The sequence below is a fragment of the Halostella salina genome, from assembly GCF_003675855.1.
In the GTDB taxonomy this organism is placed as follows: domain Archaea; phylum Halobacteriota; class Halobacteria; order Halobacteriales; family Natronoarchaeaceae; genus Halostella; species Halostella salina.
In genome coordinates this window covers 208,840-234,073 of the sequence record NZ_RCIH01000004.1, presented here as the reverse complement: position 1 = coordinate 234,073, position 25,234 = coordinate 208,840, and the positions used below count along the sequence as shown (strand labels likewise).

At 69.8% G+C, this 25,234-nt stretch carries 28 protein-coding genes; 14 read left to right on the top strand and 14 right to left on the bottom strand.

The genetic code is table 11. The features are described from left to right. Positions 1-2 precede the first annotated feature (2 nt). Positions 3-932, top strand: a complete 930-nt coding sequence (locus tag D8896_RS09720) for an NAD(P)/FAD-dependent oxidoreductase (RefSeq protein ID WP_121821897.1) — start codon at positions 3-5, stop codon at positions 930-932. Positions 933-1,082: 150 nt separating this feature from the next. On the opposite strand, the gene D8896_RS09715 is transcribed toward D8896_RS09720, so the two are convergent. Continuing rightward, the gene (locus tag D8896_RS09715; protein ID WP_121821896.1) at positions 1,083-1,691 is read right to left on the bottom strand and encodes a hypothetical protein; all 609 of its coding nucleotides are present in this window, start codon (positions 1,689-1,691) and stop codon (positions 1,083-1,085) included. Between the two features lie 158 nt (positions 1,692-1,849). After that, complete coding sequence (locus D8896_RS09710; RefSeq protein WP_121821895.1) at positions 1,850-2,473, bottom strand: helix-turn-helix transcriptional regulator; 624 nt, start codon at positions 2,471-2,473, stop codon at positions 1,850-1,852. A 145-nt stretch (positions 2,474-2,618) separates the two neighbouring features. Between D8896_RS09710 and D8896_RS09705 the strand changes: the two genes are divergently transcribed. Then, a complete protein-coding gene (locus D8896_RS09705) occupies positions 2,619-3,347 on the top strand; it encodes a hypothetical protein (protein WP_121821894.1) in 729 nt (242 codons plus the stop codon). Between the two features lie 5 nt (positions 3,348-3,352). On the opposite strand, the gene D8896_RS09700 is transcribed toward D8896_RS09705, so the two are convergent. From D8896_RS09700 to D8896_RS09690, 3 genes are all read right to left on the bottom strand, one after another. Continuing rightward, positions 3,353-3,934 (bottom strand): hypothetical protein, encoded by a 582-nt coding sequence (locus D8896_RS09700; RefSeq protein WP_121821893.1) that lies wholly within the window; start codon positions 3,932-3,934, stop codon positions 3,353-3,355. Further along, positions 3,927-4,994: a DUF3179 domain-containing protein gene (locus D8896_RS09695; RefSeq protein WP_121821892.1), complete on the bottom strand. Its 1,068-nt coding sequence runs from the start codon at positions 4,992-4,994 to the stop codon at positions 3,927-3,929. Before D8896_RS09695 ends, D8896_RS09700 begins: the two co-directional genes overlap by 8 nt. A 107-nt stretch (positions 4,995-5,101) precedes the next feature. Next, entirely contained in the window at positions 5,102-5,734 is a 633-nt protein-coding gene (locus D8896_RS09690; RefSeq protein WP_121821891.1) for a rubrerythrin family protein, read from the bottom strand. A 109-nt stretch (positions 5,735-5,843) separates the two neighbouring features. Here D8896_RS09690 and D8896_RS09685 point away from each other — a divergent pair, with 109 nt between their 5' ends. The 3 genes from D8896_RS09685 to D8896_RS09675 all read left to right on the top strand — a co-directional run bounded on the left by D8896_RS09685 (position 5,844) and on the right by D8896_RS09675 (position 12,296). Next, entirely contained in the window at positions 5,844-10,241 is a 4,398-nt protein-coding gene (locus tag D8896_RS09685; protein WP_121821890.1) for an outer membrane protein assembly factor BamB family protein, read from the top strand. Positions 10,242-10,285: 44 nt separating this feature from the next. Beyond that, on the top strand, positions 10,286-11,419 hold the full coding sequence (locus D8896_RS09680) for an MBL fold metallo-hydrolase (protein WP_121821889.1): 1,134 nt from the start codon (positions 10,286-10,288) through the stop codon (positions 11,417-11,419). 70 nt (positions 11,420-11,489) lie between these two features. After that, complete coding sequence (locus tag D8896_RS09675) at positions 11,490-12,296, top strand: aminoglycoside N(3)-acetyltransferase (protein WP_121821888.1); 807 nt, start codon at positions 11,490-11,492, stop codon at positions 12,294-12,296. Here the strand turns inward: D8896_RS09675 and D8896_RS09670 are convergent. Continuing rightward, positions 12,293-12,616: a 2Fe-2S iron-sulfur cluster-binding protein gene (locus tag D8896_RS09670; protein WP_121821887.1), complete on the bottom strand. Its 324-nt coding sequence runs from the start codon at positions 12,614-12,616 to the stop codon at positions 12,293-12,295. The two genes, D8896_RS09675 and D8896_RS09670, sit on opposite strands and share 4 nt — an antisense overlap. Before the next feature lie 137 nt (positions 12,617-12,753). Between D8896_RS09670 and D8896_RS09665 the strand changes: the two genes are divergently transcribed. Next, positions 12,754-14,163: a geranylgeranyl reductase family protein gene (locus D8896_RS09665; protein ID WP_121821886.1), complete on the top strand. Its 1,410-nt coding sequence runs from the start codon at positions 12,754-12,756 to the stop codon at positions 14,161-14,163. 149 nt (positions 14,164-14,312) lie between these two features. On the opposite strand, the gene D8896_RS09660 is transcribed toward D8896_RS09665, so the two are convergent. Beyond that, complete coding sequence (locus D8896_RS09660) at positions 14,313-15,596, bottom strand: amidohydrolase (protein WP_121821885.1); 1,284 nt, start codon at positions 15,594-15,596, stop codon at positions 14,313-14,315. 131 nt (positions 15,597-15,727) lie between these two features. On the opposite strand from D8896_RS09660, the gene D8896_RS09655 reads away from it, so the two are divergent. Together D8896_RS09655 and D8896_RS09650 are read left to right on the top strand one after the other, a co-directional pair. Further along, on the top strand, positions 15,728-17,296 hold the full coding sequence (locus D8896_RS09655) for a Na+/H+ antiporter NhaC family protein (protein ID WP_121821884.1): 1,569 nt from the start codon (positions 15,728-15,730) through the stop codon (positions 17,294-17,296). Then, positions 17,293-17,553: a DUF7513 family protein gene (locus tag D8896_RS09650; protein ID WP_121821883.1), complete on the top strand. Its 261-nt coding sequence runs from the start codon at positions 17,293-17,295 to the stop codon at positions 17,551-17,553. The genes D8896_RS09655 and D8896_RS09650 overlap by 4 nt, the downstream gene beginning before the upstream one ends. Here the strand turns inward: D8896_RS09650 and D8896_RS09645 are convergent. Further along, positions 17,550-17,882 (bottom strand): uS10/mL48 family ribosomal protein, encoded by a 333-nt coding sequence (locus tag D8896_RS09645; protein ID WP_121821882.1) that lies wholly within the window; start codon positions 17,880-17,882, stop codon positions 17,550-17,552. The genes D8896_RS09650 and D8896_RS09645 overlap by 4 nt on opposite strands. A gap of 109 nt (positions 17,883-17,991) precedes the next feature. Between D8896_RS09645 and D8896_RS09640 the strand changes: the two genes are divergently transcribed. After that, positions 17,992-18,432: a bis(5'-nucleosyl)-tetraphosphatase gene (locus tag D8896_RS09640; RefSeq protein ID WP_121821881.1), complete on the top strand. Its 441-nt coding sequence runs from the start codon at positions 17,992-17,994 to the stop codon at positions 18,430-18,432. Positions 18,433-18,531: 99 nt separating this feature from the next. After that, positions 18,532-19,572, top strand: coding sequence for a DUF5787 family protein (locus tag D8896_RS09635; RefSeq protein ID WP_121822054.1), 1,041 nt, complete (start codon positions 18,532-18,534; stop codon positions 19,570-19,572). Positions 19,573-19,596: 24 nt separating this feature from the next. Here the strand turns inward: D8896_RS09635 and D8896_RS09630 are convergent, their stop codons facing one another. Continuing rightward, complete coding sequence (locus D8896_RS09630) at positions 19,597-20,094, bottom strand: DUF5797 family protein (protein WP_121821880.1); 498 nt, start codon at positions 20,092-20,094, stop codon at positions 19,597-19,599. Between the two features lie 183 nt (positions 20,095-20,277). On the opposite strand from D8896_RS09630, the gene D8896_RS09625 reads away from it, so the two are divergent. The 3 genes from D8896_RS09625 (at position 20,278) to D8896_RS09615 (ending at position 21,644) form a co-directional block, all read left to right on the top strand. Continuing rightward, the gene (locus D8896_RS09625; protein WP_121821879.1) at positions 20,278-20,535 is read left to right on the top strand and encodes a DUF5789 family protein; all 258 of its coding nucleotides are present in this window, start codon (positions 20,278-20,280) and stop codon (positions 20,533-20,535) included. Between the two features lie 42 nt (positions 20,536-20,577). Further along, complete coding sequence (locus D8896_RS09620; RefSeq protein ID WP_121821878.1) at positions 20,578-20,889, top strand: transcription factor S; 312 nt, start codon at positions 20,578-20,580, stop codon at positions 20,887-20,889. A 320-nt stretch (positions 20,890-21,209) separates the two neighbouring features. Next, positions 21,210-21,644: an NUDIX hydrolase gene (locus D8896_RS09615; protein ID WP_121821877.1), complete on the top strand. Its 435-nt coding sequence runs from the start codon at positions 21,210-21,212 to the stop codon at positions 21,642-21,644. Here D8896_RS09615 and D8896_RS09610 read toward each other — a convergent pair. The 3 genes from D8896_RS09610 to D8896_RS09600 are packed head-to-tail and all read right to left on the bottom strand — an operon-like array spanning position 21,641 to position 23,261. Next, complete coding sequence (locus D8896_RS09610) at positions 21,641-22,363, bottom strand: methyltransferase domain-containing protein (protein ID WP_121821876.1); 723 nt, start codon at positions 22,361-22,363, stop codon at positions 21,641-21,643. The two genes, D8896_RS09615 and D8896_RS09610, sit on opposite strands and share 4 nt — an antisense overlap. Next, a complete protein-coding gene (locus D8896_RS09605; protein WP_121821875.1) occupies positions 22,360-22,746 on the bottom strand; it encodes a nascent polypeptide-associated complex protein in 387 nt (128 codons plus the stop codon). Before D8896_RS09605 ends, D8896_RS09610 begins: the two co-directional genes overlap by 4 nt. Before the next feature lie 41 nt (positions 22,747-22,787). Beyond that, a complete protein-coding gene (locus D8896_RS09600) occupies positions 22,788-23,261 on the bottom strand; it encodes a PUA domain-containing protein (RefSeq protein WP_121821874.1) in 474 nt (157 codons plus the stop codon). A 137-nt stretch (positions 23,262-23,398) separates the two neighbouring features. Between D8896_RS09600 and D8896_RS19360 the strand changes: the two genes are divergently transcribed. Beyond that, positions 23,399-23,575 (top strand): hypothetical protein, encoded by a 177-nt coding sequence (locus D8896_RS19360; protein WP_162991522.1) that lies wholly within the window; start codon positions 23,399-23,401, stop codon positions 23,573-23,575. 36 nt (positions 23,576-23,611) lie between these two features. Here D8896_RS19360 and D8896_RS09595 read toward each other — a convergent pair whose 3' ends face one another. Next, entirely contained in the window at positions 23,612-24,109 is a 498-nt protein-coding gene (locus D8896_RS09595) for a LabA-like NYN domain-containing protein (RefSeq protein WP_121821873.1), read from the bottom strand. Between the two features lie 82 nt (positions 24,110-24,191). Continuing rightward, complete coding sequence (locus tag D8896_RS09590; RefSeq protein WP_121821872.1) at positions 24,192-25,022, bottom strand: M48 family metalloprotease; 831 nt, start codon at positions 25,020-25,022, stop codon at positions 24,192-24,194. Between the last annotated feature and the right edge of the window lie 212 nt (positions 25,023-25,234).

Sequence of the window (25,234 nt, the reverse complement as noted above, 5' to 3'; positions counted from 1 at the left end):
CGATGGACGACCGACAGTCACACGACGCGGACCACGACGTCGTTATCGTCGGCGGCGGCCCGGCCGGCTGCTCGGCCGGCGTGTTCACCGCCCGGTACGGGCTGGACACGGTCGTGTTCGACCGCGGAAACGCGGCGTTGCCGCGGTGTGCGTACCTGGAGAACTACCTCGGCTTCCCGGCGGGCGTCGACGTGGACGCGTTCCAGGAGCTGATGCACGCCCACGTCGAGGAAGTCGGCAGTACCGTCGTCCCGGAGCTCGTCGAGTCGGTCGAGCGAGCGGACGGCGACGCGCGGTTCACGGTCGAAACCGACGAGGGACGCCGAGTCGTGGCCGACTACGTCGTCGCGGCCGCGTGGTACGACGGCTCCTACCTCCGGGCGCTTGACGAGCCGACGATGTTCGAGCAGCAGGAGCACCACGGCGAGGTCGAGGAGCGCTTCGACCCCGACTACCCGGACGCGGACGGCCGGACGCCGGTCGCGGGGCTGTACGTCGCGTCGCCGGCCGGCCAGCGGAGCGCGCAGGCGGTCGTCGCCGCCGGCAACGGGGGCCACGTCGCCCGGTGTCTGATCGAGGACCGCCGGCGGGAGCGCGGGTTCCCCGAGGGCGTCGCCCCGCACTACGACTGGCTCCGCCCGGAGACGGAGTTCTCCGGGGAGTGGGACGACCGCGACCGGTGGCGCGAGTGGTTCGAGAACGAGGTCGGCGACGACCACGACCTGGACGACGACCGGTTCATTGAACTCCGGGAGGCGTACATCGACCGGGCGTTCGGGACCCGGCGGTCCGAGTCCGAAATCGAGGCCCGTTCCGACCGGGGCGTCCGCAAGCTGGTCGAGGTGCTCGGCACCGAGCGCGTGCTCGACGCCGTCGACGACGAGGCGCTACGAAACTACGTCGCCGAGACCGACGCGGACGCCCAGTCCTGAGGGGCGCTGCTCGTCCGTCGGCGTTTGACGAGGCGTAATCGAAGTCAAACACGTGAAGCTATGCTTCACGGCGTTCGACGAGGCCTCAACCGGGTGCGGTCGCTCCCTGTGGGGAGCCGAACCGATGCGGAAGCGGGGGAACCGGGTCGCTTACGCCTCGGTGGCGTTGACCGTGAAGACTTCGTCGACCGTCCCGTTGGTCACCGAGACGTCGAGCTCGTCGGTCGCCTCGACCGGCGTGAGGGTGACCGACCGGTCGACCTCCTCGACCTCGACGGTCGAGACGTTCCCGAGCGTGAGGGTAGTCGTCTCACCGTCCAACAGGTCGACGGCGGGGAGCTGTTTCGTCTCCGACTCCGACGCCGTCCGGACGTTGTTCAGTTCCTCGACCTCGGTCACGGTGCCGTCGTCGAGAGCCACGTCGGCGACGACCTCGGGCGGCGCGCCCTCGTCGGGCGCGACGTACACTTCGAGGTCGCCGTCGACGGCCTCGACGTGGAAGTGAACCGGACCGCCGTCGAAGTGGTCCCGGACCGCGTCGTGGTCCCAGGCGGTTCGCCACGCACGCTCGACGTCCCGATCGCTCAGTTCGTCGTCCGGGTCGACGACTTCGACGGTGTGGTTGGAGGGCTGTGCGACGTCCGCGGCCGACCCGTCGCCGGGTGCCGGCTGCGGACTCGTCGGTGCCGCGGCGGCGACGCCGCCCGCGCCGAACGCGAGCAGCGCCGCGACCGCGACGGTGAGTAGCTGTCGTTGCATGGGTGTCGTGGCGGCTGCCGGGGCGACGGTGACGATTCGTCCGCGCGGGTTCGGCGGGGACCAGCGCCACCGTCGCCCCGTTCGCCGCGGTACACCGTTGTGCGAAAGCCCTCAAAGCCGTTTATTGGAAACCCCTCAGGAACCGGTTCGGAACCGTTTCACGGCCGCGATCTGCGCTCCAGCAGGTGGACCGTGTTGCCGATCCCGCTGCGTTTGCGCTCGACCAGCCCCCGGTGTTCGAGGTTGTCCAGCGTGCGGCTGACCGTCGCCTTCGAGAGGTCGGTCCCCTCGACGAGCGCACGCTGTGGGATCTCCCCGTCGGCATCGAGGAGCTTCGAGAAGACGGTCGCCTCGTTGCCGGCCAGCCGGTCGAGCGTCTCCGCCCGGCGTTCGCGGAGGTCGACAGGCTGGTCGTCGGGCGAGTCGTCTCCGCCGTCACGGGCGGTGGACACGTCGTCGCTGGCGTCGACTCCGCCGGTGGCGGCCGGCCGCCCCGCGGTCCCGTCACGCGCGCTCGCCGGTTGCGGATCCGCGGATGAGGTGTCTCGGCCGCCCAGCACGAGGTACGTCCCGCTCGCGCCGCCGGCCAGCGCCGCCGCGGCGACGACCGCTACCTCGCCGTAGGTGAAGTACTGGCCGACCTGCATCGTCTCCGCGCCGCTCTCGCCGACCGACACCACAACGGGAGAGGGCGTGATCAACTGCACGGCGAGGACGAGCACGGCGGCGACGAAGACGGCGGCTGCAACGAGGTGGGCGGTCCGGAGGGCTCGGGCGTCCATGCGCGAACGTATCCGCTGAATAGGACTTCAGTGTGTTGGTCTATACGGCCCGCAGCGGCCGTGAAACGCCGTGAAACGCGTTTCCAACTGCTTCCGAACGCGTTTCCAATGAACGGTTATTGGGGCTTGCAGCGAACACGTCAGTATGGGAAGCCACGTCCGCGTGCGCCTCGCTGTCCTGCTCTGTCTCGCCGCGCTCGGCGTCGGGCTGGCGGGGGTCGGAGCCGCGGTCGGCGTGACCGAACCGATCGGGGCCGGGGGCACGAGCGGGGAGTTCGTCGTCGCCGGCGATTCGGTCACGTTCTCGGACGGCGCGGGGAACGTGACGGTCGTCGAGAACACGGCGAACGTCACCGCGATCCGGGTCGAAGAGACCGCGCCCGGCCGCTTCACGGTCGAGACGGAAGCCGAGCGGCCGCTCTCGGCCGCCGAACGCGACCGCGCCGTCGAGATCGCCCGAAGCAACGCCACCGTCCGTGCGAAACTCGACCGGCTGGACGGGTACGAACTCGGCGTCGATCCGGTCTACCGGGTGACCGCCGACCGGATGCGGAGTTACAACGTCACCATCGACGCGGACGGCGTCACGAACGGCAGCGGCAACCAGACGTACGTCTTCACCGGCAACGTCTCCGCCGAGGACCGGGACGACGCGGTCGTCGTCGAGCGCGACCCGTCCTACGTCGAGGACCGTGCGGTCGTCAGGGTCCGGCAGCCGAGCGCGGACGAGCGCCGCGACCTGCGATACAGCGTCGACGTCGACCTGGCGAACGGCACCGTCACGGGGATCACGGACTGGGCGGCGATCCGCGAGGACTCGACCGTCGAGGTGTCGGCGAACGCGACCGCCACTACAGCCGAGAGTAGTAACTGACGAGGTCACGCGTCCCCGGCCGCCAGAGCCGCGGGGTCGACGCGTCGGCCAGCGAGCACCAGCGTCCCGAGCAGCAACAGCCCCCCGACCGGGACCAGCCACGCGAACGCCGTCAGGAGGAGGCCGCTGGCCTGGATCCCGAGCAACAGCAGGATGACCGGGCCACAGCAGGCCGTGCCGGAGAGCAGCGCCGGGAGCGACGCCGCGAGACCCGCCGTCGGGGACAGTCCGCAAGCCCGCGGCTGTCGCACCGCGAGGTAGGTGAGCGCGAGGTTCGCCCCGACGAGCGCGGCGAGCGCGCCGCCGACGAGGACGTTGCCGGGCGAGAACAGCAGCCGAACGACGTGGACGTCGACCAGCGCGACCGCCTCGAACGTTGCCGGACCGACGCGGCGGAACGCCGTCGTCAGCGGCTCCCGGGCGACGACGAGGTCCGTTCCGAGACCCGGCCGGACCGCCAGGTCGCCGAGCGCGTACAGGTACGCGAGGAGATAGGCGAGGCCGGTCGTCGCGGCGACGGCTGCGCCGTCACGGCGGCCGAGCGCCAGGCGGACCACCGCCGCCGTGTGTCGGAGCGCGTCAGTCATGGAGCGCCGTCGACGGGTAGAACCCCGCCCACGCGAACCACATGGCGTGGTACGAGAGGGACCGGTCCAGCGGGAGGTCGGCGGGGGCGTACTCGTCCCCGTCCGGCCCGACGACCGCGCCGTCACGGCGCTCGAACGTCGCCCCGTCGGGGTTGCGGTACACGTATCCAACGTCCAGTTCGGGGTCGTGAACCCCGAGGAAGCGCGTTCCGTCGGCCGTCGCGTCGACGACGCCCGCCTCGCGGAGCGACGCCTTCCGCACCGCGAGGACGCCGTCGGTCGTCCGCGTCCCGACGACGACCGACTTGGCGTCGAGGCGGTCGTCCGTCGCGAGCGTCGGGAACAGCGACAGGCCGCTCTCGTAGTACCCCTTTCGGGGGTTGTAGTTCCCGTAGGGGTCGTCGCCGTAGTCCCGGACGTGGCCGGTGTCCTCCGTCAGCACCGCCGTCTCGGGGTGCGCCTCGCGCCAGCGCCCCCACGTCGTCCACGCGACGGGGAACTCCCGGAGGCGCTCCCACTGGAGTTCCCCCCGGATCGCGGTGGCGAGCATCTGCGGCCATCGGCTGTCGGTGCCGCGGTCGTACATCACGAGGTTGCTGTTGAGCAGGTCGCCCGAGACGCCGAACGTCGTCTCCCCGCGCTCGAACCCCTGGGCGGTCCCGGTCAGCGGGCAGTACGTGACGCTGACCGGGTCGCCGCCGACCTCGTCGTTGACGATCTCGTGGTGAACCAGCACGTACTGCGGGTACGCTTTCGCCTCGCCGTCCCGGACGACGCCGAACACCACGTCCCCGTCGTCGAGGCGGCCATCAGCGTCGTCCGCGCGCTCGAAATCAGGGTCGTCGATGGACGGGATCCCGTCCTTCGAGACACCGCCGGAGGTGACCTCATCGCGGAGCTGGGCGATGTCGTACTCGACCGGGAGTTCAGCTTCGGCGGTCGGCGGCGGCGCGTCGGAGCCGGCCCCCGGACCGCCGGACAGTGGGCCACCGAGACAGCCCGCGAGTCCGGCGGCCCCCGCCGCGACGAGGAACCGCCGACGGGTGGTGTGCTGGGTCATACCATGATATTCGAGCGCGACGGATTAACCCTGCCCTCGGCGTGTACGGCCGGCGCACGAGCGTCCGGCCTCCCGGCGGGGCGGCCACGACAGCACCACAATCGCCGTCAGCAGAGGGGCTTCACGTCGACGCCGAGTTCGGTCAGCGCGTCGGCGTAGTCGTCGTACGCCACCTGGATCGTGTAGCCCGCGACCGACTGCGCCCGGTCCCAGTCGTCCTCGGTCTCGCAGATATCATCGAGCAGCTCCAGTCCGCGGTCCAGTTCCTCGTTCGTCTCCGTTTTCAGCTCCCGGAACAGGTTCGCCGTCGCCTCGTCGGCCTCGTTGACGAAGAAGCTGATCACCTGCGTGTGGCTCCGGACGCTGACCAGCGGCCGGCCCACGAGTCCGCCGGCGACGCGGGCGACGGTGTCCTCGCGGTCCCGCAGGTACGCGTGCATCGGGCCGCCGTCGGCCGGCTCGAAGTCGTCGGGAAGCAGGTCGCCCACGCGGTCGTAATGCTCCCGCTCCTGCTCGGCGACTGCGGCGAAGGCGTCGGCCGCGGCGTCGTCGTCCTCGTCGTCGGCCCACGCGGCGAACGTCTCCGCGGCGGCGTGCTCGCTGTTCGCGGCCGCACGGAGGACCGGTTCCTCTTCTAAGTCGGCCTCGGTCGCGGCGATCAGGAACTTCGACGAACCGATCCGGTCGAGTTCGGTCCGTTTGTCGTCCTCGACGGCGTCGCGGAGGTCGGCGGCGTTCATGTCCCGACGTTCGGCGGGGAGGGCATTGAAGATTGCCCGCGGGTGGCCAGCGGCAAGCCCGGCGCACCAACCAATTATTTATGAGATGATTATCTGACATCAGTACGAAATGAATGACAGCGGGCGGCGAACGGCGACGCTCTGGGTGGTGGTGCTGCTCGTCGGGGGCGCCATGGTGTCGGTCGGGGCCGGCGTCGGAACGGCGGTGGCCGACGACGCGGCCGCCGCGAGCAACGAGGACGACGGCGACGGCTGGCCGATGGCCGGGTACAACGCGCGGGGCACCGGCTACGCGCCCGACGTCGAGGGACCGCAAACGAGCCTCGGCGTGGCGTGGTCGTACGACGCGGACACGGACGTCGAGGGGCCGCCGGCCGTCCTGAACGGGACGACGTACCTCGCCGACGGGGAGAACCTGACGGCGCTGAACGCGACGACCGGCGAGGTGGAGTGGACCGAAGCGATCGGTACGGTCGACCGAGCGACCGGGACGCCGGCCGTCGCCGACGGAACGGTGTTCGTCACGACGAACGCGGGGGGACTGGCGGCGTTCGACGCGGCGACGGGCGAGCCGGCGTGGACCTACACGACCTACGACGAGCGGACGAGTTCGCCGGTAGTCGCCGACGGGACCGTCTACTTCGCGACGAACCTGGGCAGGGAACAGGAAGTTCACGCGGTCAACGCGACCCATGGAAAAACCCGGTGGGTGCAGACCGACGGCACGGAGGGGACGGCGGTTCGGACACCCGCGGTGTCCGAGAACCTGGTGTATTTCTCCAACGTAAACAACCAAGGGATGGGGGAGGTGTCGGTGAGCGAGCGCGAGTCCGGCGACTACGTCGGGGAATGGATTCGAGGGGGGCTCTATATCACCCCGCCAGTCGTCTCAAACGGGATACTCACCGGCGGGTTCAGAGGTCTGAGAAACGGCACTCCGGGAGATCGCAAAACGATCGTCGATGACCCGATCCGCGGTCGACCGGCCGTCGTCGACGGGCCCGGTGAACGGATGATCATCGCTCCCACGGGCCTCGATCAGGAGACACTCGTTGCGTACGACGGAGACGGGAGGGCCCGCTGGAAACGTCCCGTGAATTACACTTTCGATCCCAGTGACCCAATCGGCCAGCCCGCGGCGACCGACGAGGCGGTGTACTTCAACGACGAGGGGACGCTGAAAGTGTACGACCGCTCGGACGGGACCACGGTCGGGACGCTCGCAGTCGGGAGTGGCGGCAGTCAGCCAAGTGTCGCCGACGAACGGGCGTACCTCACGACCGGCGACGGTGAACTGGTCGCAGTCGGCGAGTCGGTTCCGATCATCACCGTCGACGGCGCGACGACGGCCGTCGAGGACCGCGAGGTGACGCTCGACGCGAGCGCCTCGACGGCTCCGGGCGGGACGGTCACGACGTACGAGTGGGACCCGGACGGCGACGGCACGTACGAGGCCACCGGCCCGACGCTGAACCGGACGTACGCCCACCCCGGGGAGTACGCAGTCGGGGTCCGACTGACGAGCGACGCCGGGACGACGAACACGACGACGGTCAACGTGACCGTCCGCGAGCGCGTCGAGGCAGCCGTCACGGTCAACGACACGCCGGTCGCGGGCGAGGCAGTCGAACTGGAGGCGAGCGCCTCGTCGGACGCCGCCGGAACTGGACTGACCTACGAGTGGGACACGGACGGCGACGGGAACTACGAGCGCCGGGGCGAGCGCGTCACGATGACGTACGGCGACGCCGGCTACCAGCCCGTTCGGCTGCGCGTGACGAACGGGTCGGGCCTCTCCGACGCCAGCGCGACGCGGGTGTACGTCGCGCCGCGGGACGGAGCGTCGCTATTGGATCTGTTCCTTGGCGACGGCCGGGACGTCGACGTACCCGACGGCGAACTCGAACCCAGGTGGTCGACTGACGACGAACTGTACTACCCGCAGTTCGCCATCGCCGGCAACGGCACGCTGTACGTCACCGACTTCAGGCAACCGCCGGAGGAACGAATCGGACCGCTGGCCTACGACATCGTCGCCGTCGACGCGGGGACCGGCGAGGTGGACTGGCGAGCGGCCGCCGGGTCAGAACTCTCGCCGGCAGCTACGACCGCAAGCGACCGAGTGTACGTCGGAACGACGGTCGGCGACTACGACGATTCGAGTACGAACCTGCTGGCGGTCGACAAGCAGACCGGCGAAGTCGAGTGGAACCTGAGTGTCGGCCCGGGATCGTCCTACGCCCGGCCGATCGTCGACGGCGATCGGGTGTACGCGGCGTCGAGCGAAGTCGAGTCACGCAGGAACGGTCGACTGGTCTACGCACCCATGACGACGGTCGTCGCCACCACCGCTGACGAGGAGGATCTGTGGAACCGCTCAGTGAAGGGTTCGGAGGCCACGGTTCGACTCCACGACGGGCGGCTGTACGTGGCCGGCGACCTGGGCAACGTGACGGCGCTGAACGCGACCACCGGCGAGCGCGTCTGGAACGCCTCCGTCGACGCCGATTCGGTCGGGTTGCGCGTTCGGAACGGGACCGCGCTGGTCGTCTCGCATCCGACGTTCCCCGACCGTTCGGACGCCGGGACGCTGACGGCGTTCGACGCCGCGACCGGGGAACGGGCGTGGAACGCGTCGGTCGAATCGCTCGGACGGGTTCAGTGGCGCGGCGAACGGCTGTACGCCAGGGCCGGACCGAGCGTCACCGCACTCGACACCGCGGACGGTGAACGCGTCTGGAACGCGACGGTCGTAGAGCGGGACGGCGACGGACAGATTCAGCCGGTGGTAGATCCACTCGACTGGATCGCGGTCGACGGCGACGGCGTGTACACGTTCAACGGGTCGGGCGGCGTAGTGGCGCTGAACGCGACCACCGGCGACGAGCGGTGGCGGCCCACGCCGACGGCGACGGATAGGCCGATGCGGCTCTTCGCCGCCGACGGCCAGGTAATCGTCGACGGCGGGGCGCTCGTCTCGTTGAACGCCACCGACGGGAGCGTCGACGGGACTTACTCCTACGAGCAGCCACGGCAACTCGGCGGCCTCCTCGGGGCCAGCGGCGGCGGCACCGCGTTCGTCGCCGAGCGATATTCGATGGCGGCGCTCACAGGCCCCGAGCCCGCACGCGTCGTCGCCTCGGACCTGACCGTCTCGTCGACCGAGGTCGACGCCGGCGACGAGGTCACACTCAACGCCACCGTCGGGAATCAGGGGGACACCGCGACGACGACCGACGTGCCCGTGACGGTCGACGGGGCGACGGTCGACACCGTTTCCGTCACGCTCGCGCCCGGCGAACACCGGACCGTCGAGCGGACGGTGAGCCTCGACGAGGGCGGAGACCGCGCCGTCGCCGTCGGCGGCGCGACGCCGCGGACAGTCAGCGTCGCCAGGGAGTCCGACGAGGGCGAGGACGACGGGACGAGCGACGACAGTGACGAGTCGAGCGACACCGGCGGCGGCGGCGGTGGCGGCGGCGTCGGGGGCGACCTCCCCGACCCGGTGACGACGGTCTCGGTCGAGCCGAGCGGTGAAGGCGACGGGACGAGGGTCGAAGTGCAGGCGGCACAGCCGAACGAGACGGTGACAGTCGACCTGAACGTGGCCGACGGAACGGACGACACCGGATCCGACAACGAGACGAACGGAACCGACCCCGACGGCGAGGACGCCGCCGAGGTGACCGCGGTCGAGGTCGTTCCGGCGGAGAGCGGAAACTACGACCTGACGGTGAACGGGACAGCCTCGGTCCCGGCGGACGTGCCCGCGCCGGACACGGGCAGAAGCGAACCGATCGACTACGTCGTCGTCGACCACGACTTCGAGGACGACGCCGTCGAGTCCGTGACGTTCACGGTTACCGTCTCGCGCGACCGACTCGACGCGATGGACGCCGACCCCGAGGCGGTGACCGTCGAGCGCTACACGAACGGCAACTGGACAGCGCTCCCCACAGACGTCGAGCGCGAGACGGTCGAGGGGTACGTCGTCCGCGCCCGGTCGCCGGGGCTGTCGGCGTTCGCAGTCACCGTCGAGCGGCCCGCGCTCGACGTGGGCGAACCGTCGCTGAACCGGACGGCCGTCGAGTCCGGCGAGAGCGTCGCCGTCTCCGTCCCCGTCACCAACGACGGGGAGGCGTCGGGCACGGCGGCCCTCCCCGTTACGGTCGACGGTGAGGCGGTAACGACGGCCGAGGTCACCGTGCCACCCGGCGAGACCCGGACCGCGACCGCGACGGTCGCGGTTGACGAGCTGGGCGAGGTCGGCGTGAGCGTCGACGGGACCGCTGCCGGCACGGTGTCGGTCGCGGCCGCCGAGTCGACGACCACGTCGACGAGCGTCGCGTCGACGACGACTACCGCACCGGAACCGACGACGGCGACGGACGGCACGACGCCGACTGACGGCGAGCCGAGCGAGTCGACGGACTCGGGCGGTCAGCCCGGCTTCGGTCCGCTCGTCGCACTCGCCGCACTGGGGGTCTGGCTCGCCCGACGGCGCTGACCCGGGCGGCCGTCTTTTGCCCCCGCGGCGCGTACCCTCTGCACATGGACGACCACACCATCATGCCGCGGGCGCTGGCGACCCGCATCCGGAGTGGGAAGCACGTTGCCGTCGTCGACGTGCGCGACCGCGACGAGTTCGAGACGTGGCGCGTGGACGGGCCGAACGTCGACGCGGCCCAGGTGCCCGAGAACCGCTTCGTGCAGGCCGAGGTCACCGGCGGCGCGGCCGACCTCGTCGACGGTCTCGCCGAGCCGGTCGTGGCCGTCTGCGGCCGCGGCGAGGCGAGCGACTACGCCGCCGAACTGCTCCGCGAGGACGGCGTCGACGCCGTGAACCTCGCCGGCGGGATGGACGAGTGGGCGCGCGTTCTCCTGGCGGAGCCGGTGCCGACCGACGGCCCGGCGACCGTCGTCCAGTACCAGCGCCCCTCCAGCGGCTGTCTGGGCTACCTCGTCCACGACGGCGACCGGGCGGCGGTCGTCGACCCGCTCCGGGCGTTCGCCGACCGCTACGTCGACGATGCGTCGGAACGCGGGGTCGAAATCGACTACGCCGTCGACACGCACGTCCACGCGGACCACGTCAGCGGCGTGCGCGCGGTCGCCGAAACGGCTGACGCCGAGCCGGTGCTGCCCGAGGGCGCGGCGGACCGCGGACTGGCGTTCGACGCGACGCTTGTCGGGGACGGCGACGAACTCCCACTCGGCGACGCGACGCTCTCGGCGCTGGCCGCGCCGGGGCACACCTCCGAGATGACCGCGTTCCGCGTCGACGACGCGGTGTTGACGGGCGACAGCCTCTTTCTCGATGCCGTCGCGCGGCCCGATCTGGAGGCGACCGCCGATCCCGAGGCGGCAGCCCGGACGCTGTACGGGACACTCCACGACCGCCTGCTCGCGCTGCCGGACGACACGGTCGTCGCGCCGGGACATTACGAACTCGACGCACGACCCCGGACGGGCGACGCGTACGCCGCGACGGTCGGCGACCTCCGCGAGTCGCTCCCGGCGCTGTCGATGGCCGAGGACGAGTTCGTCGCGCACGTCACCGGGAACCTGCCCGATCCCCCGGCGAACCACGAACGGGTGATCGCGGTCAACCTCGGCCGCGAGGCGGCCGACGACGGGACGGCGTTCGAACTCGAACTCGGGCCGAACAACTGCGCGGCGGGCTGACTCCCCCGACGGGTGTGAACGCCGACCACGGGACCACAAAGCAGTTGCCGGCCCGTGGAGAGCCACGTCTATGACCGACGAAACGGTCGTCGAACGGACGGGCGAACCCGTGACGCCCGACCGCATCAAGTCGGATCTGCGCGACCTCGGCATCTCGGACGGCGACACCCTGATCGTCCACGCGTCGCTGTCCTCCCTCGGCTGGGTCCCCGGCGGTGCGCCCGCGGTCGTCGATGCCCTGCTCGCCGCCGTCGGCGACGACGGAACGCTCGTGACACCGACGCATAGCTTTCAGTGCTCGGACCCGTCGAACTGGTCGAACCCGCCGGTGCCCGAGTCCTGGCACGGGACGATCCGCGAGCAAGCGCCGGCCTACCGCCCCGCCGTCACCCCGACGCGGGGAGTGGGGGCGGTCCCCGAATGCTTCCGGAACTACCCCGACACCGTCCGGAGCCGGCACCCGACCCTCTCCTTCGCCGCAAACGGGCCGGACGCGGCGGCGATCACCGACGGACACTCGTTCGACTACCCGCTCGGCGAGGGGTCGCCGCTGGCCCGCGTCTACGACCGCGACGGGAGGGTGCTCCTGCTCGGCGTCGGCCACGACGTCAACACGTCGCTCCACCTCGCGGAGTACCGCGCGGACTTCGAGAAGGTCGAGACTACGGGCGGTGGCCCGGTACTTGCGGACGGCGAGCGCCGCTGGGTCGAGTACGACGACATCGAGACGGACACCGACGACTTCCCGGCGGTCGGCACGGCGTTCGAAACCGAGGGCGGCGCGACCACCGGCCCGGTCGGCGAGGGGACGGCGACGCTCTGCTCGCAGCGGGCGCTGGTCGACTTCGCGGTCGAGTGGTTCGGGGAGAACCGCTAGTCGTCGGCGGCCGCGTCGCCCGCCGCCGCGTCCGTCTCGATGCTGGGCGGGTACTTCCCGCGGTCGAGCTCGAGGTCGGACTGCGGGCGGGCCATGCAGGTCAGGGCGTAGGACTCGGCCTCCTCGTCGGTGAGGCCGCGGGCCGCGGGCTGGGTGACCTCGCCCGACTCGATCTTCGCCGAGCAGGCGAGACACATCCCGACGCGGCAGGAGTACTCCTGAGCGATGCCCTCCTCGATGCAGCGGCTCAGGATCGTCTCCTTGTCGGAGACCGTGATCGCCTCGCCGGTCCCGATGAACTCCACCGTGTACTCGGTCATGGCTTCGGGTACGAAACATCGCCCCAAAACTCTTTATCCACTTCCGTCCCCCACTGGACCGACGGATCCGGGGGCGGCATCGGGCGTCCGCCGGGGGTACATAAAGAGTTTTGCCGGTTCGCCGAACACAGGGAGGCATGACAAGCAGCGAGGCCGGTGCTGGGACCGGGCCGACCGGCGGGACGCGGTCGTACGACGTGGTGGTCGTCGGCGCGGGGACGGCCGGCTGTTACGCCGCCGCGACGGTCGCGAACGCGGGGTACGACGTGGTCGTCGTCGAGCGGAAAGACGAGCAGGAGGCGGGCCACATCGCCTGCGGCGACGCACTGAAGGGGGCCGACGCGTTCCCGGAGGCGATCCCCAAGTCGAAGCTCGAACCCGCGATGACGAACACGGACGTCGACCACGGCCGCTTCGAGATCCCGCAGGAGGACACGGTCCTCGAGATCCCGGTGCCCGGCGAACTCGCGGTCATCGACCGCTGGGAGTACGGCCGCCGGATCATCGACGGCGCGGACGAGGCCGGCGCGGAGTTCCACTACGACACCGTCGTGCAGGACGTGCGGCAGGACGACGACGGCCGCGTCACCGGCGTCAGTGCGGTCCGGAAGGGCGATCCGGTCACCTACGAGGCCGAGGTCGTCATCGACGGCGCGGGGTCGCTGTCGATCCTGCAGGACAAGGCCGACCTGGAGGCCGCCACGTTCGACACGAACGTCAACTACTCGCAGTTCTGTTCGGCGTACCGCGAGATCGTCCACGTCGACGAGCCGGTCGAGTGGGACGACGCGCTGGTGTTCAAGCCGACCGAGCGCGCCGCGGGCTACCTCTGGTACTTCCCCCGCACCGACACCGAGATCAACGCCGGCCTCGGCTTCCAGATGACCGAGGAGCCGATGCAGCTCGTCGACGACCTGAAGCGCGACCTGCGGGACCGCGAGGAGTTCGCGGGCGCGGAAGTCGAGGACAAGCTCGGCGCGGCCCTGCCCACGCGCCGCCCGTACGACTCGGCCGTCGCCCCCGGCTTCATGGCGGTCGGCGACGCGGCCGGCCACGTCAACCCGACCACCGGCGGCGGCATCGCGGGCGCAGCCTACGCCGGCAAGTACGCCGCCGAGGCCGCGGTCAAGGGGATCGAGGCGGGCGACGTGAGCGAGGCGGCCCTCTGGGAGTACAACGAGCGCGTGATGGACCACTTCGGGTCGCGGTACGCCGGGCTGGACGTGTACAACATCCTCTCGACGGCCGTCGACGTCGACGACCTGATGGGGCTGCTGGCATCGCTCCCCGGCGACAAGCTCGCGGAGGCGCTGTACTCGGGCAGCACCTCGATCGGCTGGAAGCTCAAGCTCCAGACCGCCATCCAGAGCTTCGGCTACTACGACGTGATCTGGACGTTCTACAAGACCAAACAGCGGGCCGACGACATCATCGACCACTACGGGGAATACCCCTCCAGCCCCGACGCCTTCGACGACTGGCAGGCCCGCCGCGACGACCTGATGGACGCGGTGTACGAGACGACCGGCGCGGATCCCAAGTACTGAGCTTTTTGTCCGAAGACGCGGCCAGCCCCGGCGTGCTTTGACCACCCGCCGCGGGGACGGCTGCGCGGTTGCGCGACCCGCCGCCCCGTGATACCGTGCCCCGACGGGTCGCCTGCTCGCACTCGAATCGGCTACTCGCCCGTCGCCGTTCAGGGCTGTTCCTCGGCGACCGTCAGCACCGTCTCCGACAGCACGTCGATCCCGATCCCCAGCGTCGGCTCGTCCACGTCGAACGTCGGCGTGTGGTGGCCGCCGGGGTGGTCCGTCCCGACTGCGACGTACGACGCGAGGCCGCCGTTCTCCTGCACGCGCTGCATCAGGTAGGTCGCGTCCTCGCTCCCGCCCAGGTCGTCGCGCCGGAGCGTCCGCTCCACGTCGGCGTGGCCGTTCGCCGCCCCCTCGACGATGTCGACCAGATCAGCGTCGCTCACCGCGCTCGGCGCGTCGCCGACGGTGTCGACCGTCGCCTCGCAGTCGTGCATCTCGGCGGCGCTCCGGATCACGCGCCGGGCGTGGTCCGCGACGTACTCCTTCAGCGCCGTCGTCTCGCCGCGCACCTCGACGGCCATCTCGGCGTGTTCGGCGACGATGTTCGCCGCGGTCCCGCCCTCGATCCGGCCGGCGTTGACCCGCGTCGCGCCGTCCTCGTGGCGGGGGATCGCATAGAGGTTCTGCACCGCCGCGGCCAGCGCCTGGTTCGCGTTGCGACCGGCGTTCGGTTTCGCGCCGGCGTGGGCCGACTCGCCGGTGAACGTCACGTCGAAGTGTTCGACCGCGAGGAAGCCGTCGATCCCCGCGACGACCTCGCCGGTCGGGTGGTCGAGGCCGACGTGAACCGCAAGGAGGTAGTCTACGTCGTCGACGTGGCCGCTCTCGGCCATCGCCTTCCCGCCGCCGATCACCTCCTCGGCCGGCTGAAACAGCACCTTGAACGTGCCCGAGAAGTCGCTCTCGGCCACGCGTTCAAGCACGCCCACGCCGATGGCGGCGTGCGCGTCGTGGCCGCAGGCGTGCATCGACCCGCCGTGGGTCGACCGGAACCCCTCCGCGGCCGGGACGTGGTCACCGTCGGTCGACTCCTCGACCGGAAGCCCGTCGATGTCGACGCGGAGCGCGACGGTCGGCCCATCGCCGCGGTGGAGTTCCGCGACGAGTCCCGTGTGGCCGCCCGCCAACTGCTCGACGGCCTCCGCGTCCGCACCCGCCTCGCGAGCGCGCTCGGCGGCGGCCGCTATCGTCTCGTCGTCCGGCACGGCCATGCGCTCGTCGGACACGAGCGCGTCGGGACCGACGTGGAGGGCGTCGACGCCGACGGCCTCGACGGCCTCGACGACCCGCGCTGTGGTGTAGAACTCCCGCCAGGCCTGCTCCGGTCGGCGGTGGAGGTCGCGTCTGAGTTCGACGATCCGGTCCCGAGTGACCTGTCCTGACATATCTCGTCTCTCGGTCCCCGTCGACTTATACGGACTGCTGTCGCCCGTATGCCTCCGTTGATACCTGTGGGGGCCGCTGCCGTTCCCGGTTGCCACCAACGTTGAAATGTGTCGGCGGGGGTCACAGAAACATGGCAGGGGAAGACGACCCACCCGACGACAGCGACATCGAACAGGAGCTTCGTGAGGCAGCGTCCGCCAGAGAGGGGCCGAACATCGAGTTCTACGGCGGGAAGGCGATGAGTGCGGTGCCGATCGCCTTCTTCATCGTGTGGGCGATCGTTCAGAGCGGGCTGCTCCGCATCAGCGACACGACCGGCCTGGTCGCGGGGATGCTGATCGGGCTGATCGTGGGCATGCTCTTTGTCCGTGGCTCCTGGAAGACGTACGCGAACACGATCTTTGAGGGGATGACCCAGCGCGTCGCGGCGACCGCGATCGTCGCCTGGCTCTGGGCCGGGATGTTCGCCGAGACGATTCAGGTCGGCGGGTTCGTTAGCGGCCTCGTCTGGGCCGCCGACGCCGCGAGCGTCGGGGCGGCCCTGTTCCCGGCGATCACGTTCATCCTCGCCGGCCTGCTCGCCACCGGGATCGGCACGGGGTACGGCACGACCGTCGCCTTCTCGGGACTCTTTTTCCCGGCCGGCGTCCTGCTCGGCGCGAACCCGGTGCTTCTGTTCGGGGCGATCCTCTCGGGCGCGGTGTTCGGGGACAACCTCGCGCCGGTCAGCGACACGACGATCGTCTCCGCGGTCACGCAGGACTCCGACATCGGCGGGGTCGTCGCCTCGCGGTTCAAGTACGCGATCGTCGCCGCCGTGTTCGCGTTCGCGGCCTACGTGGTCGCCGGGAACGTGATGGAGGGAGTTTCAGTGAGCGGCGACGCCCGGGCGCTCCTGATCGCTGAGAGCAACCCGGCCGGCCTGCTCCACCTGGTCTCGATGGGCGTCGTCATCGCCACGGCCGTCGCGGGGCGGCACATCGTCGAGGCGATCTCGTGGGGGATCATCGTGGCCGCGGCGTTCAACGTCGTGTTCGGCCTCGCGTCGGTCTCGGAGATGCTCGTCTTCCGCGCGCCGGCCGACGCGCCGATCGCGGACGCGGTCGACTTCCTGCCGTTCGTCGAGGTCGTGAGTGAGAACCCCGGCGTCGCCGGCAGCATCTACGCCGGCGCGCAGGGCTTTTTCCCGCTTATCGTCCTCACGCTGCTCATCGTCGCCGGCGCACAGATCATGATCCGCGGCGGCGGGTTCGCGGCGATCCAGAACTGGCTGCTGGACAACGTCGCCACGTCGGTGCGGCGCGCCGAGACGACGATGGTCGGCGGCACCGCGCTGGTCAACGCGATGATCACGATCAACACGGCCGCCGAGATCGCCATCGCGCCCTACATCGCCCGGATCGGCGAGCGGTTCAACATCAACGGCTACCGGCGCGCCAACATCCTCGACGCGAACACGTCCGCGCTCGGGTACATCTTCCCGTGGTCGGGCGGCGTCCTCGTGGGGTACGCCCAGCTGACCGGCCTGCCGGCGACGTACTCGTGGTTCACCCAGTCGATGGTCGTCAACCCGGTCGACGTGTTCCTCTACGTGTTCCACGGCTGGTTCCTCGTGGCCGTGTTCCTCATCGCCGCGGTGACCGGCTTCGGCAGGGAGTACGTCCACGACCGCGAGAGCGGGGAGGTGGCCCGGCTATGATCCGGAAGTACTTCCAGGGCTGGCAGTTCCGGACGGCGACCCCGGCGTTCGACCCGGGCGCGGAGATCACGGTGATCCTGACCGGCGTCCGCGACGGCGAGGTGGTTGCCCGCGTCGGCGACTCGACGCTCGTGGTGGACGGTGCGTCGGCGGACCACGTCGACAAGAAGGCCAGAATCAGGGTGTCGTCGTTCGACGACAACGACCACGACGGGCGGGCCGAACTCCTCGAACTGGTCGGCGAGACGGCGTTTTAGTCGCGCCCGCTGCCGAGCGGGTTCACCTGTTCGACCTCGGCCTCGACGTGGATGGAGGCGGGGAACTCCCGCTCGGTCACGCGCCGGGCGAGCTCGTCGTGGCCGTGGATCTCCAGTTCGCGGGCGTAGACGACGTACTCCCAGTTCTCGAATCGGCCGCCGCCGTCGACGCGCTTGTGCTGTGGCACCCGTAGCTCGGTCGGCGGTTCGGAGTGCGGTCCCTTCAGTTCGGCTCCCTTACGCTCGGCCGTCGACCGGATGTCGTCGACGACCCCGTCGAGGGCGGCCCGGTCCCCGCTCTGGAGGCGGAGCTTCGTGACGAACGTCATCGTATTCGTAGAGTGGGACGCTCCGCGCGTAAAAGCGTACCGCGACGGCCCCGCCGACGGCGTCCCGGCTCCGGTATCCTCTTAACAGATCGTCGTTTACGTAAAGGTAATGACGGTCGAAGCGACGAGCGCCGGCGCGATCCTCTTTCGGGATACGCGCGGACGGCGCGAGTACCTACTCCTGAAGAGCCGCCCCGGGGACTGGGAGTTCCCCAAAGGCGGCGTCGAGGGAGACGAGGAGCTACAGCAGACGGCGATACGGGAGGTACAGGAGGAGGCCGGGATCGAGGACTTCAGGCTGCTCGACGGCTTCCGCAAGGATTACGACTACGTGTTCGAGGCCAACGGGAAGACCATCCACAAGACGGTGCACCTGTTCATCGCCCGGTCCTACGAGGCGAGCGCGGAGCTGTCACACGAGCACCGCGACCTCCAGTGGCGCGACTACGAACAGGCGGTCAACACGGTCACGCAGGACGGCCCCCGCGAGATACTGGAGGACGCCCACGAGTTCCTGGACGAGAAGCTTGAGGAGGACGACGCCGAGTAGGACGGCAGGCGGCACGCCCCGCCGTCGAACGTGACGACGCCGGGGGCACGGGCCGGAACCCGAACGCCTTAGCCCGCCGAGCGCGCACTCCCGCCCGTGATCCCCGGTGACGACGCGGAGTTCGGCTTCGAGTTGCGCGTCTGCTGGTGGGCCGAGCGCAACTGGCCCCCGGCCGGCGAGCGTGCCGACGGGACGGTCCCGCTCGTCGCGCGCCAGCTCGGTACGGAGCGGCGGCGCTGGGACACGATCGTTATCGAATCCGACCGCGAGGCGCTGGCGCGGCGCTCCCGGTTCGGGCCGGAACGGCTCGACTCTGACTTGCTCCACGTGGTTCGGAACGCTCCCAAGGACTGGGCGTGGTACCGCGACGCGCTCCCCGACCCGGGCTACCCCTGGCGGTACGTCCGCGAGGCGGTCCACCGCGCGGCCGACCGGGGGATCGTCGAGACGCGCCGCGACGGCAACCGGATCGAGATCCGTCGGAGGTGGGCCTACCCGGACTGGGTGAACCGGGTCGTCGCCGTCGAGAACAAGCCGGACCTCGACGCGAGCGCGGCCCGACGGCTCCGCCCGCAACTGGAGCGCGACGTGGCGCTGGCGCTCGCCGACGAGGTGTGGGTCGCCACCCGCGAGACGGGCGACCGCGTCGAGCCGGTGCTGCTTGAGGACCTCCCCGTAGAGGCGGGCGTTCTCACCGTCGACGCCGACGCCGCCGAGGCGACGGTCGCCTGGCACCCCCGGACGCTTCCGGCGTCGGAGCCGGGCACGCGCATCCTCGACCGGCCGTCCGGGTCGGCGTACGACCGGTCGGCCGCGCGGTTCGAGTACGTCGACGCCGACTGGAAGGCCGACAAGCGGCTGGCGCTCGCCGAGCGCGCCTACGAGCGCGGCTGGCGCTCCTTCGTCGACACGATGCGCCCCGACTGTCGACACTTTCAGCTCCGGTCCGAGGGCGGCCAGTTGCTCCCGTGGTGCGCCGCGAAGGACCGGTGCCAGACCGCTGCGGAGTGTGCCGGCTCCTGCCCGTCGTTCGAGCCGGAGCCGCCGACGTGGCGCTCCAGGGGCTGGCCGATCGAGGGGGGACCGGGGAAACGGATCGAGAAACTGCTCGCCGACCGACGGGACCGCCGGCGGCCCTGAGGGCTGCGTCGCGGGCCGTCGGCCCTAGTCGGCGACCTCGACGTCGACCGTGTCGCGCTCGACCGCCAGCCGGAACGTCGGCACGGTCCGGTACTCCACCTCGACGACCTCCTTCCGGCGGAGGCTCTGGAGCGCCGACCGCACGTCGTCGGTGTCGGGGTCGATCCCGAACGCCTCGCGGAGCTTGTGCAGCACCGACACGACGCTCTCGGAGCGTTCGTCCGGCCCGGCAACGACCTGAAAGACCTGCGCCTGTAGCTCCGGCACGCGGATCACGCTCGGGCGCTCGTCCGGGTCGCCCTCGACGCCCGGCTCCACGTCGACCAGCTCCGCGGCCTCGGCCGTCGCCCGGATCAGGCTGTTGTCGTCGCGGTAGTAGTACTCCTTCAGCTCCGATTCGAGGTACGAGTGGACCTCGCTCCCTCCCTCGACCCCCCACCGCTCCTGCAGTTCGGCGTTCTTCGTGGGCTGTAGCTCCACGACGTCGGCGAGCCGCTCGCGGGCCTCCTCCGAGAGAGTCATCACCCCGAGCTACGCCGACCCGCTATTTTTGTGTTCCGTCACCGAGCCGTCGCGACCGGCGTCGACACGCACCTGCCGTCGGTCCCGTGCCCCCCGACCCGGCCCGAACGACCGCCGGTACGTCGATGCACCGGGCAGAATCATGCAGTATCTAGAAGTTCCTCCACATCGTCACGACCTCACATGGGACGGCAGGTCACGCTCGAACAGGTGGAGACCGCCCTCGACGAACTCTCGTACCCGGTGATGCGCACGGACGCCGCCAGGGAGTTCGAGGACACCACGCTCCAGTTCCCGGACGGCGAGGAGAACCTCGGCAAGCTCCTCTCGGAGACCCACAGCGACTCCTTCGACTCCGTCGCCGAGGTCGAAACGGAGCTTCGCGAGGTGCTCCCCGGCGAGGTCGCCGCCGAGTCGGTCGGCACCGATGTCGACGGGTAACCGCGCCGTTTAAACCGCACGGGTCGCAATGGGGAGCCAGTAATGGAGTTTTGCGACGACTGCGGCTCTATGATGAAAGCGGAGGACGGCCTGTGGGTCTGTTCGAGCTGTGGCAACGAGCAGATCAAGGACCCGGACGCCGACTACGTCATCACCGACGACCAGGAGGCGAGCGAGGTCATCGAGTCCAGCCCCGAGGACAGCGGCCTCCCGACGACCGAGACGCACTGCCCCGAGTGTGGCAACGACCGCGCCCACTGGTACATGCAGCAGATCCGGGCGGCCGACGAGTCCGAGACGCGCTTTTTCATCTGCACCGAGTGCGAGCACAAGTGGCGCGAGGACGATCACTAGCGACGACCTTTTTCCCGATCGGGTGTCCTCGCAGGCCTCCGGCCTGCTGCGGGCACCCTCCCGGCAAAAACGTCGATGAAAAAAGCCGCTCACTCGCTGCGCTCGTTCGCGGTGAAACGGCGGCGGAGCCGCCGTATGCTTGCTCTCCGCTGCTACAGCGACCACGGGAGACAGCCTGCCCTCCCCCGTCCGCTCGCCCGCGGCGCGTGAGCGCGCCGCGCGCTCGCGCCGGCCCGAGACGGGTCGGGAGTCGAGCGAAACGAAGGGGTTCGAACGAAACGGACAGCTATTAGTCGGGGATCGGCCTACCGGCGTAGTCCATGAGTTGGCGAGACGTTCGGCCGGTCGCCCTTGCCGTGGTCCGCAGGCAGGATGGTAGGAACCTCCTCGCGGAACACTACGACCCGGCCGAGGAGTACACCTTCTACCGCCCGATCGGCGGCGGCATCGAGTTCGGCGAGCACAGCCGCGACGCCGTCCGGCGGGAGTTCCGCGAGGAACTCGACGTCGAACTGACCGACGTGCGGGAGGTCGGCACCTACGAGCGCACGTTCACGTTCGACGGGACCGAGGGCCACGAGATCTGGCGGCTGTACGAGGGCGACATCGTCGAGAACTGGCCGTACGAACTCGACCGGTTCGAGGCCGAGGAACCCGAACTCGACGAGACGTTCGAGGTCGTCTGGAAGGAGCCGACGGCGTTCACGGAGCGGGACGAAACCCTCTACCCGCCGAAGCTGCTCGACGACCTCTAGCTCCGCCGCGCAACCGTCAGATAGCCGGTGTGGCCGACGCCGGCGGTCGACGGGCGGGAGCCGCGGTCGTCGAAGTCCATCTCGCGCTCGATCGTTTCGAGGGTTCGTACGTCCACGAGGCCGGCGGCTTCGGCGGCCCGAGCCACCTCGCGGGTGTCCTCCACGAACGGCGAGTAGACGGCGACGAAGCCGCCGCGGACGAGCAGGTCGGGCGCACGCTCGACGACGGCGGGCGCGTCCTCGGTGTCCAGCGTGATCACGTCGAACTCGCCGAGGTCGTCGGCGTGCTCGGTCACGTCGCCGGCACGCACCTCGACGGCGTCGCTCACGTCGGCCGTGTCCATGTTCTCGCGGGCGACCTCGGCGAACTCCGGGTCGCGCTCGAACGTGAGCACGTCCGCGCCGATCCGACCCATGTACGCCGCGAGAACGCCGGTGCCGGTCCCCGCATCGAGCACGCGGTCGCTCGCCTCGACGCCGACTTCACCGAGAATTCGACCAACGTCGCGGGGCACCATCGGCGCGCCGGTGCGCTCAAGGTGGTGAAAGAGGTCGGGACCGCGCAGCCGACGGACGTGAAACTCCTCGCCGAGGTGGGTTTCGAGCGTGTCGCCGGGCGAGGCGTCGTCGGGGATGTCGAGCACGCCGAGGTCGGTCTGGAGCTCCTCCCCGGGGTCGCGGAGGTACTCCCGGTCGCCGTGAACGAGAACGACCGTCACTCCAGGCTGTCGACGGCCGCGGCGAGGTCGCCGTTGTTCGCTTCGAGCGCCTCCCGGGCGGCCTCCTCGCTCGCGCCGGTGCGCTGGGCGACGATCCCCACGTCCTCCTCGGGGATCTCCCCGTCGCTGTCGTCGTCATCATCGGCGTCCGCGTCGGTGCCGAGCGCGCCGGCGTCCCGGCGCTCGGGGTCGCCGACGACCTGGTAGGTCTGCTGGCCCTGGGCGTCCATCCGGGTCACGTCGGCGTCGTCGAACACTAGGTCGCCGTCGTCGGTCCGAATGATGACTTCGTTCGCGTCTAACTCCTCGAAGTCGATACCCATCTGCTCCATCATCTGCTTCATCTTGCGGGGATTGAGGCCCCCGCCACCGCCTCCGAACATACCCGGAGGGTCGCGTTACTCCGAGAAAAGACTGACGAACGTTACTCGCCCGCGCCTTCGCGTGTCTTCACCGCCATGCCGCTGCCGAACGCACGCATCGCGTCGGCCGACAGCTCGGCCCGACCCACGCCCAGCAGGTCGCCCGACTTGTGGACCACGAGCACCTCGTCGCCGGGGCGAACCTCGGGTCCCACCTCGTCGACGAACTTCGCGAACACGTTGCGACCCTCGCGGACGAACGGCTCGCTCTCGTCGCCGACGACTACCCGCGCGGCCGGCGCGTCGAGTCCCGCGGCGAGCCGTCGCCCGCCCGCGATCCCCAGCGTGAACCGGCCGTCGATCCCGTGGGAGACGACCCGCCCCTCGTCGGCGACGACCTGCTGGGGTCGCCCCGACGTGGTTCGCTTGATCCGGAGCTTCTCGTCGGCGGGGAACAGCGCCGTTCCCGCGCCGTGCCCGAACTGGTAGTCGGCGAGGGCCCGCAGTTCCGCCAGGTCGTCCGCGTCGTCGCTCATGGGCCACGGGTTGGCTGCCGACCCTCGAAAGCCCTTCGACACGGCGGTCCCCCGTGGGTTCACGTCAATCGTTGCCATGCGACTGTCGTGTGGCCCTAGAGAAAGCTATAAGCGTTCGCTCCCAATTCGTGAACACAATGGATACGAAGAAAGTCGCGCTGGGGACCGTGCTGCTGGTCATCAGCAGCGTCGTGCTCATGGCAACCGGGGCGCTTCGACAGACGGAACTGCTGATCCCGGCCGCGATCGCCTCGCTCGGGATGGCCGCAGGCGCGCTGCTCGTCGGAACCTCCGGCAGCGGTCGGCCGGTCTAAGGGGGGGACAGTTCGGGGCGCAGGGAGGCCCGTCTCTTATAACAGGAACGTGTCGGAGCGTTCGCTCAGGTCGATGAAGGCGTCGACCGCGTCGACGAGTTCGTCCGACGTGGACTCCTTGAACCCCATCGCCTCGACGCGGACGCCCTCGTGACGCAGATGTGAACAGAGCCGCGAGAAGTCGCCGTCGCCCGTACAGAGGATGATCGTGTCGACGTGGTTCGTCAGCGTCACGGCGTCGAGACACATCCCCACGTCCCAGTCGGCCTTCTTCGACCCGTCCTTGAACGTCTTGATGTCCTTGATCTTCGTCTCGTAGCCGATGTCGGTCAGCGCGTCGAAAAACGACTCCTCCTCGGGCGAGTCAGCGCGGATGACGTAGGCGATGGCGCGGACGAGTTCGCGGTCCTGTACCCCTTTGTTCAGCAGCGCGGAGTAGTCGATGTTGCGACTGTAGAGACTCTGTGCGGAGTGATAGAGGTTCTGCGCGTCGGCGAGCATCGCGACGCGCTGTCCCGAATGGATATCCACCATGCCCGAACGTGTGTCGGGCCGGTGTAAAATGGCTTCGGGGAGCATCCCCGGACGGTCCGGGGTGGGACCGCGAACGGCGTCGTCAGTAGCTCCGGAGCTTCTCGATGCGCTTCTCGACCGGCGGGTGGGTCGCGAGGATCGACTTCAGGAGGCCGCGCTCGCTGTCGAAGATACAGAGCGCGCTCACGTCGTCGCCGACGCGGCTCTCGCGGCCCTCCGCGCCGCGCTGGATCTTCTCCAGGGCGCGGGCCAGCGGCTCGCCGCCGCCGATGTGGGAGGCGGCGTCGCTGTCGGCGACGTACTCCCGGTACCGCGAGATGGCAAGCACGAACAGCATCACGAACATCTGCGTGAGGATGCCCGCGATGTAGCCGAGCACGAAGTCGGCGATCTCGTTGTCGCCGGAGAGCATGATCGCCCACTGGACGGCGATGCCGACGATGGAGGCGATCGACTGCCCCAGCACCATCGTCACCACGTCGCGGTTGTCGATGTGGGCCAGTTCGTGTGCGATGACGCCTTTCAGTTCGTCGCGCTCCAGGATGCGGATGAGTTCGCTGGAGACGACGACGACGCCCGCGCCGCGCCGGCCCGTGGCGAAGGCGTTGGGAACGCCCATGTCGGCGACCATCAGCTTCGGCTTGTCGAGGTCCATCTCGAAGCAGATGTCCTCGACCATCTTGTGGATCTCCTGGTACTGCTGTTCGTCCATCTCCTCCGCGCCGACGCTCCGCAGCGCCGCCCACTTGCCGAACTTGTACTGGAAGCCGGCGAAGAGGACGGTACCCACGAGCACCAGCGGCCACGTTCCCGGCCCGAACAGCAGCAGGACGAAGCCCGCCGCGAGCGCGTAGAACGCGAACAGGATGGTGCCCACGAACGCCATCCGGAGTTTGAGTCCAAGGTGTCTCATACGGGAGAGTGTCGGCCCGAGAGTCATATATCTCTTGGTGATCGTGTCGCGTGGTATCGTTTCGTTCGCCACCGACGCCACCCCGAGGCAGGATTCGCGGGCTGCACAAGCCCTAAGTCCTCACGTTCCCGTTGCTACGGTAATGCCAACTGCCGCTCGTCCGGGGCCGGCCGACCTTCGTTCGGCGAGCGGCGCGACCGTTCTTCTGAAAA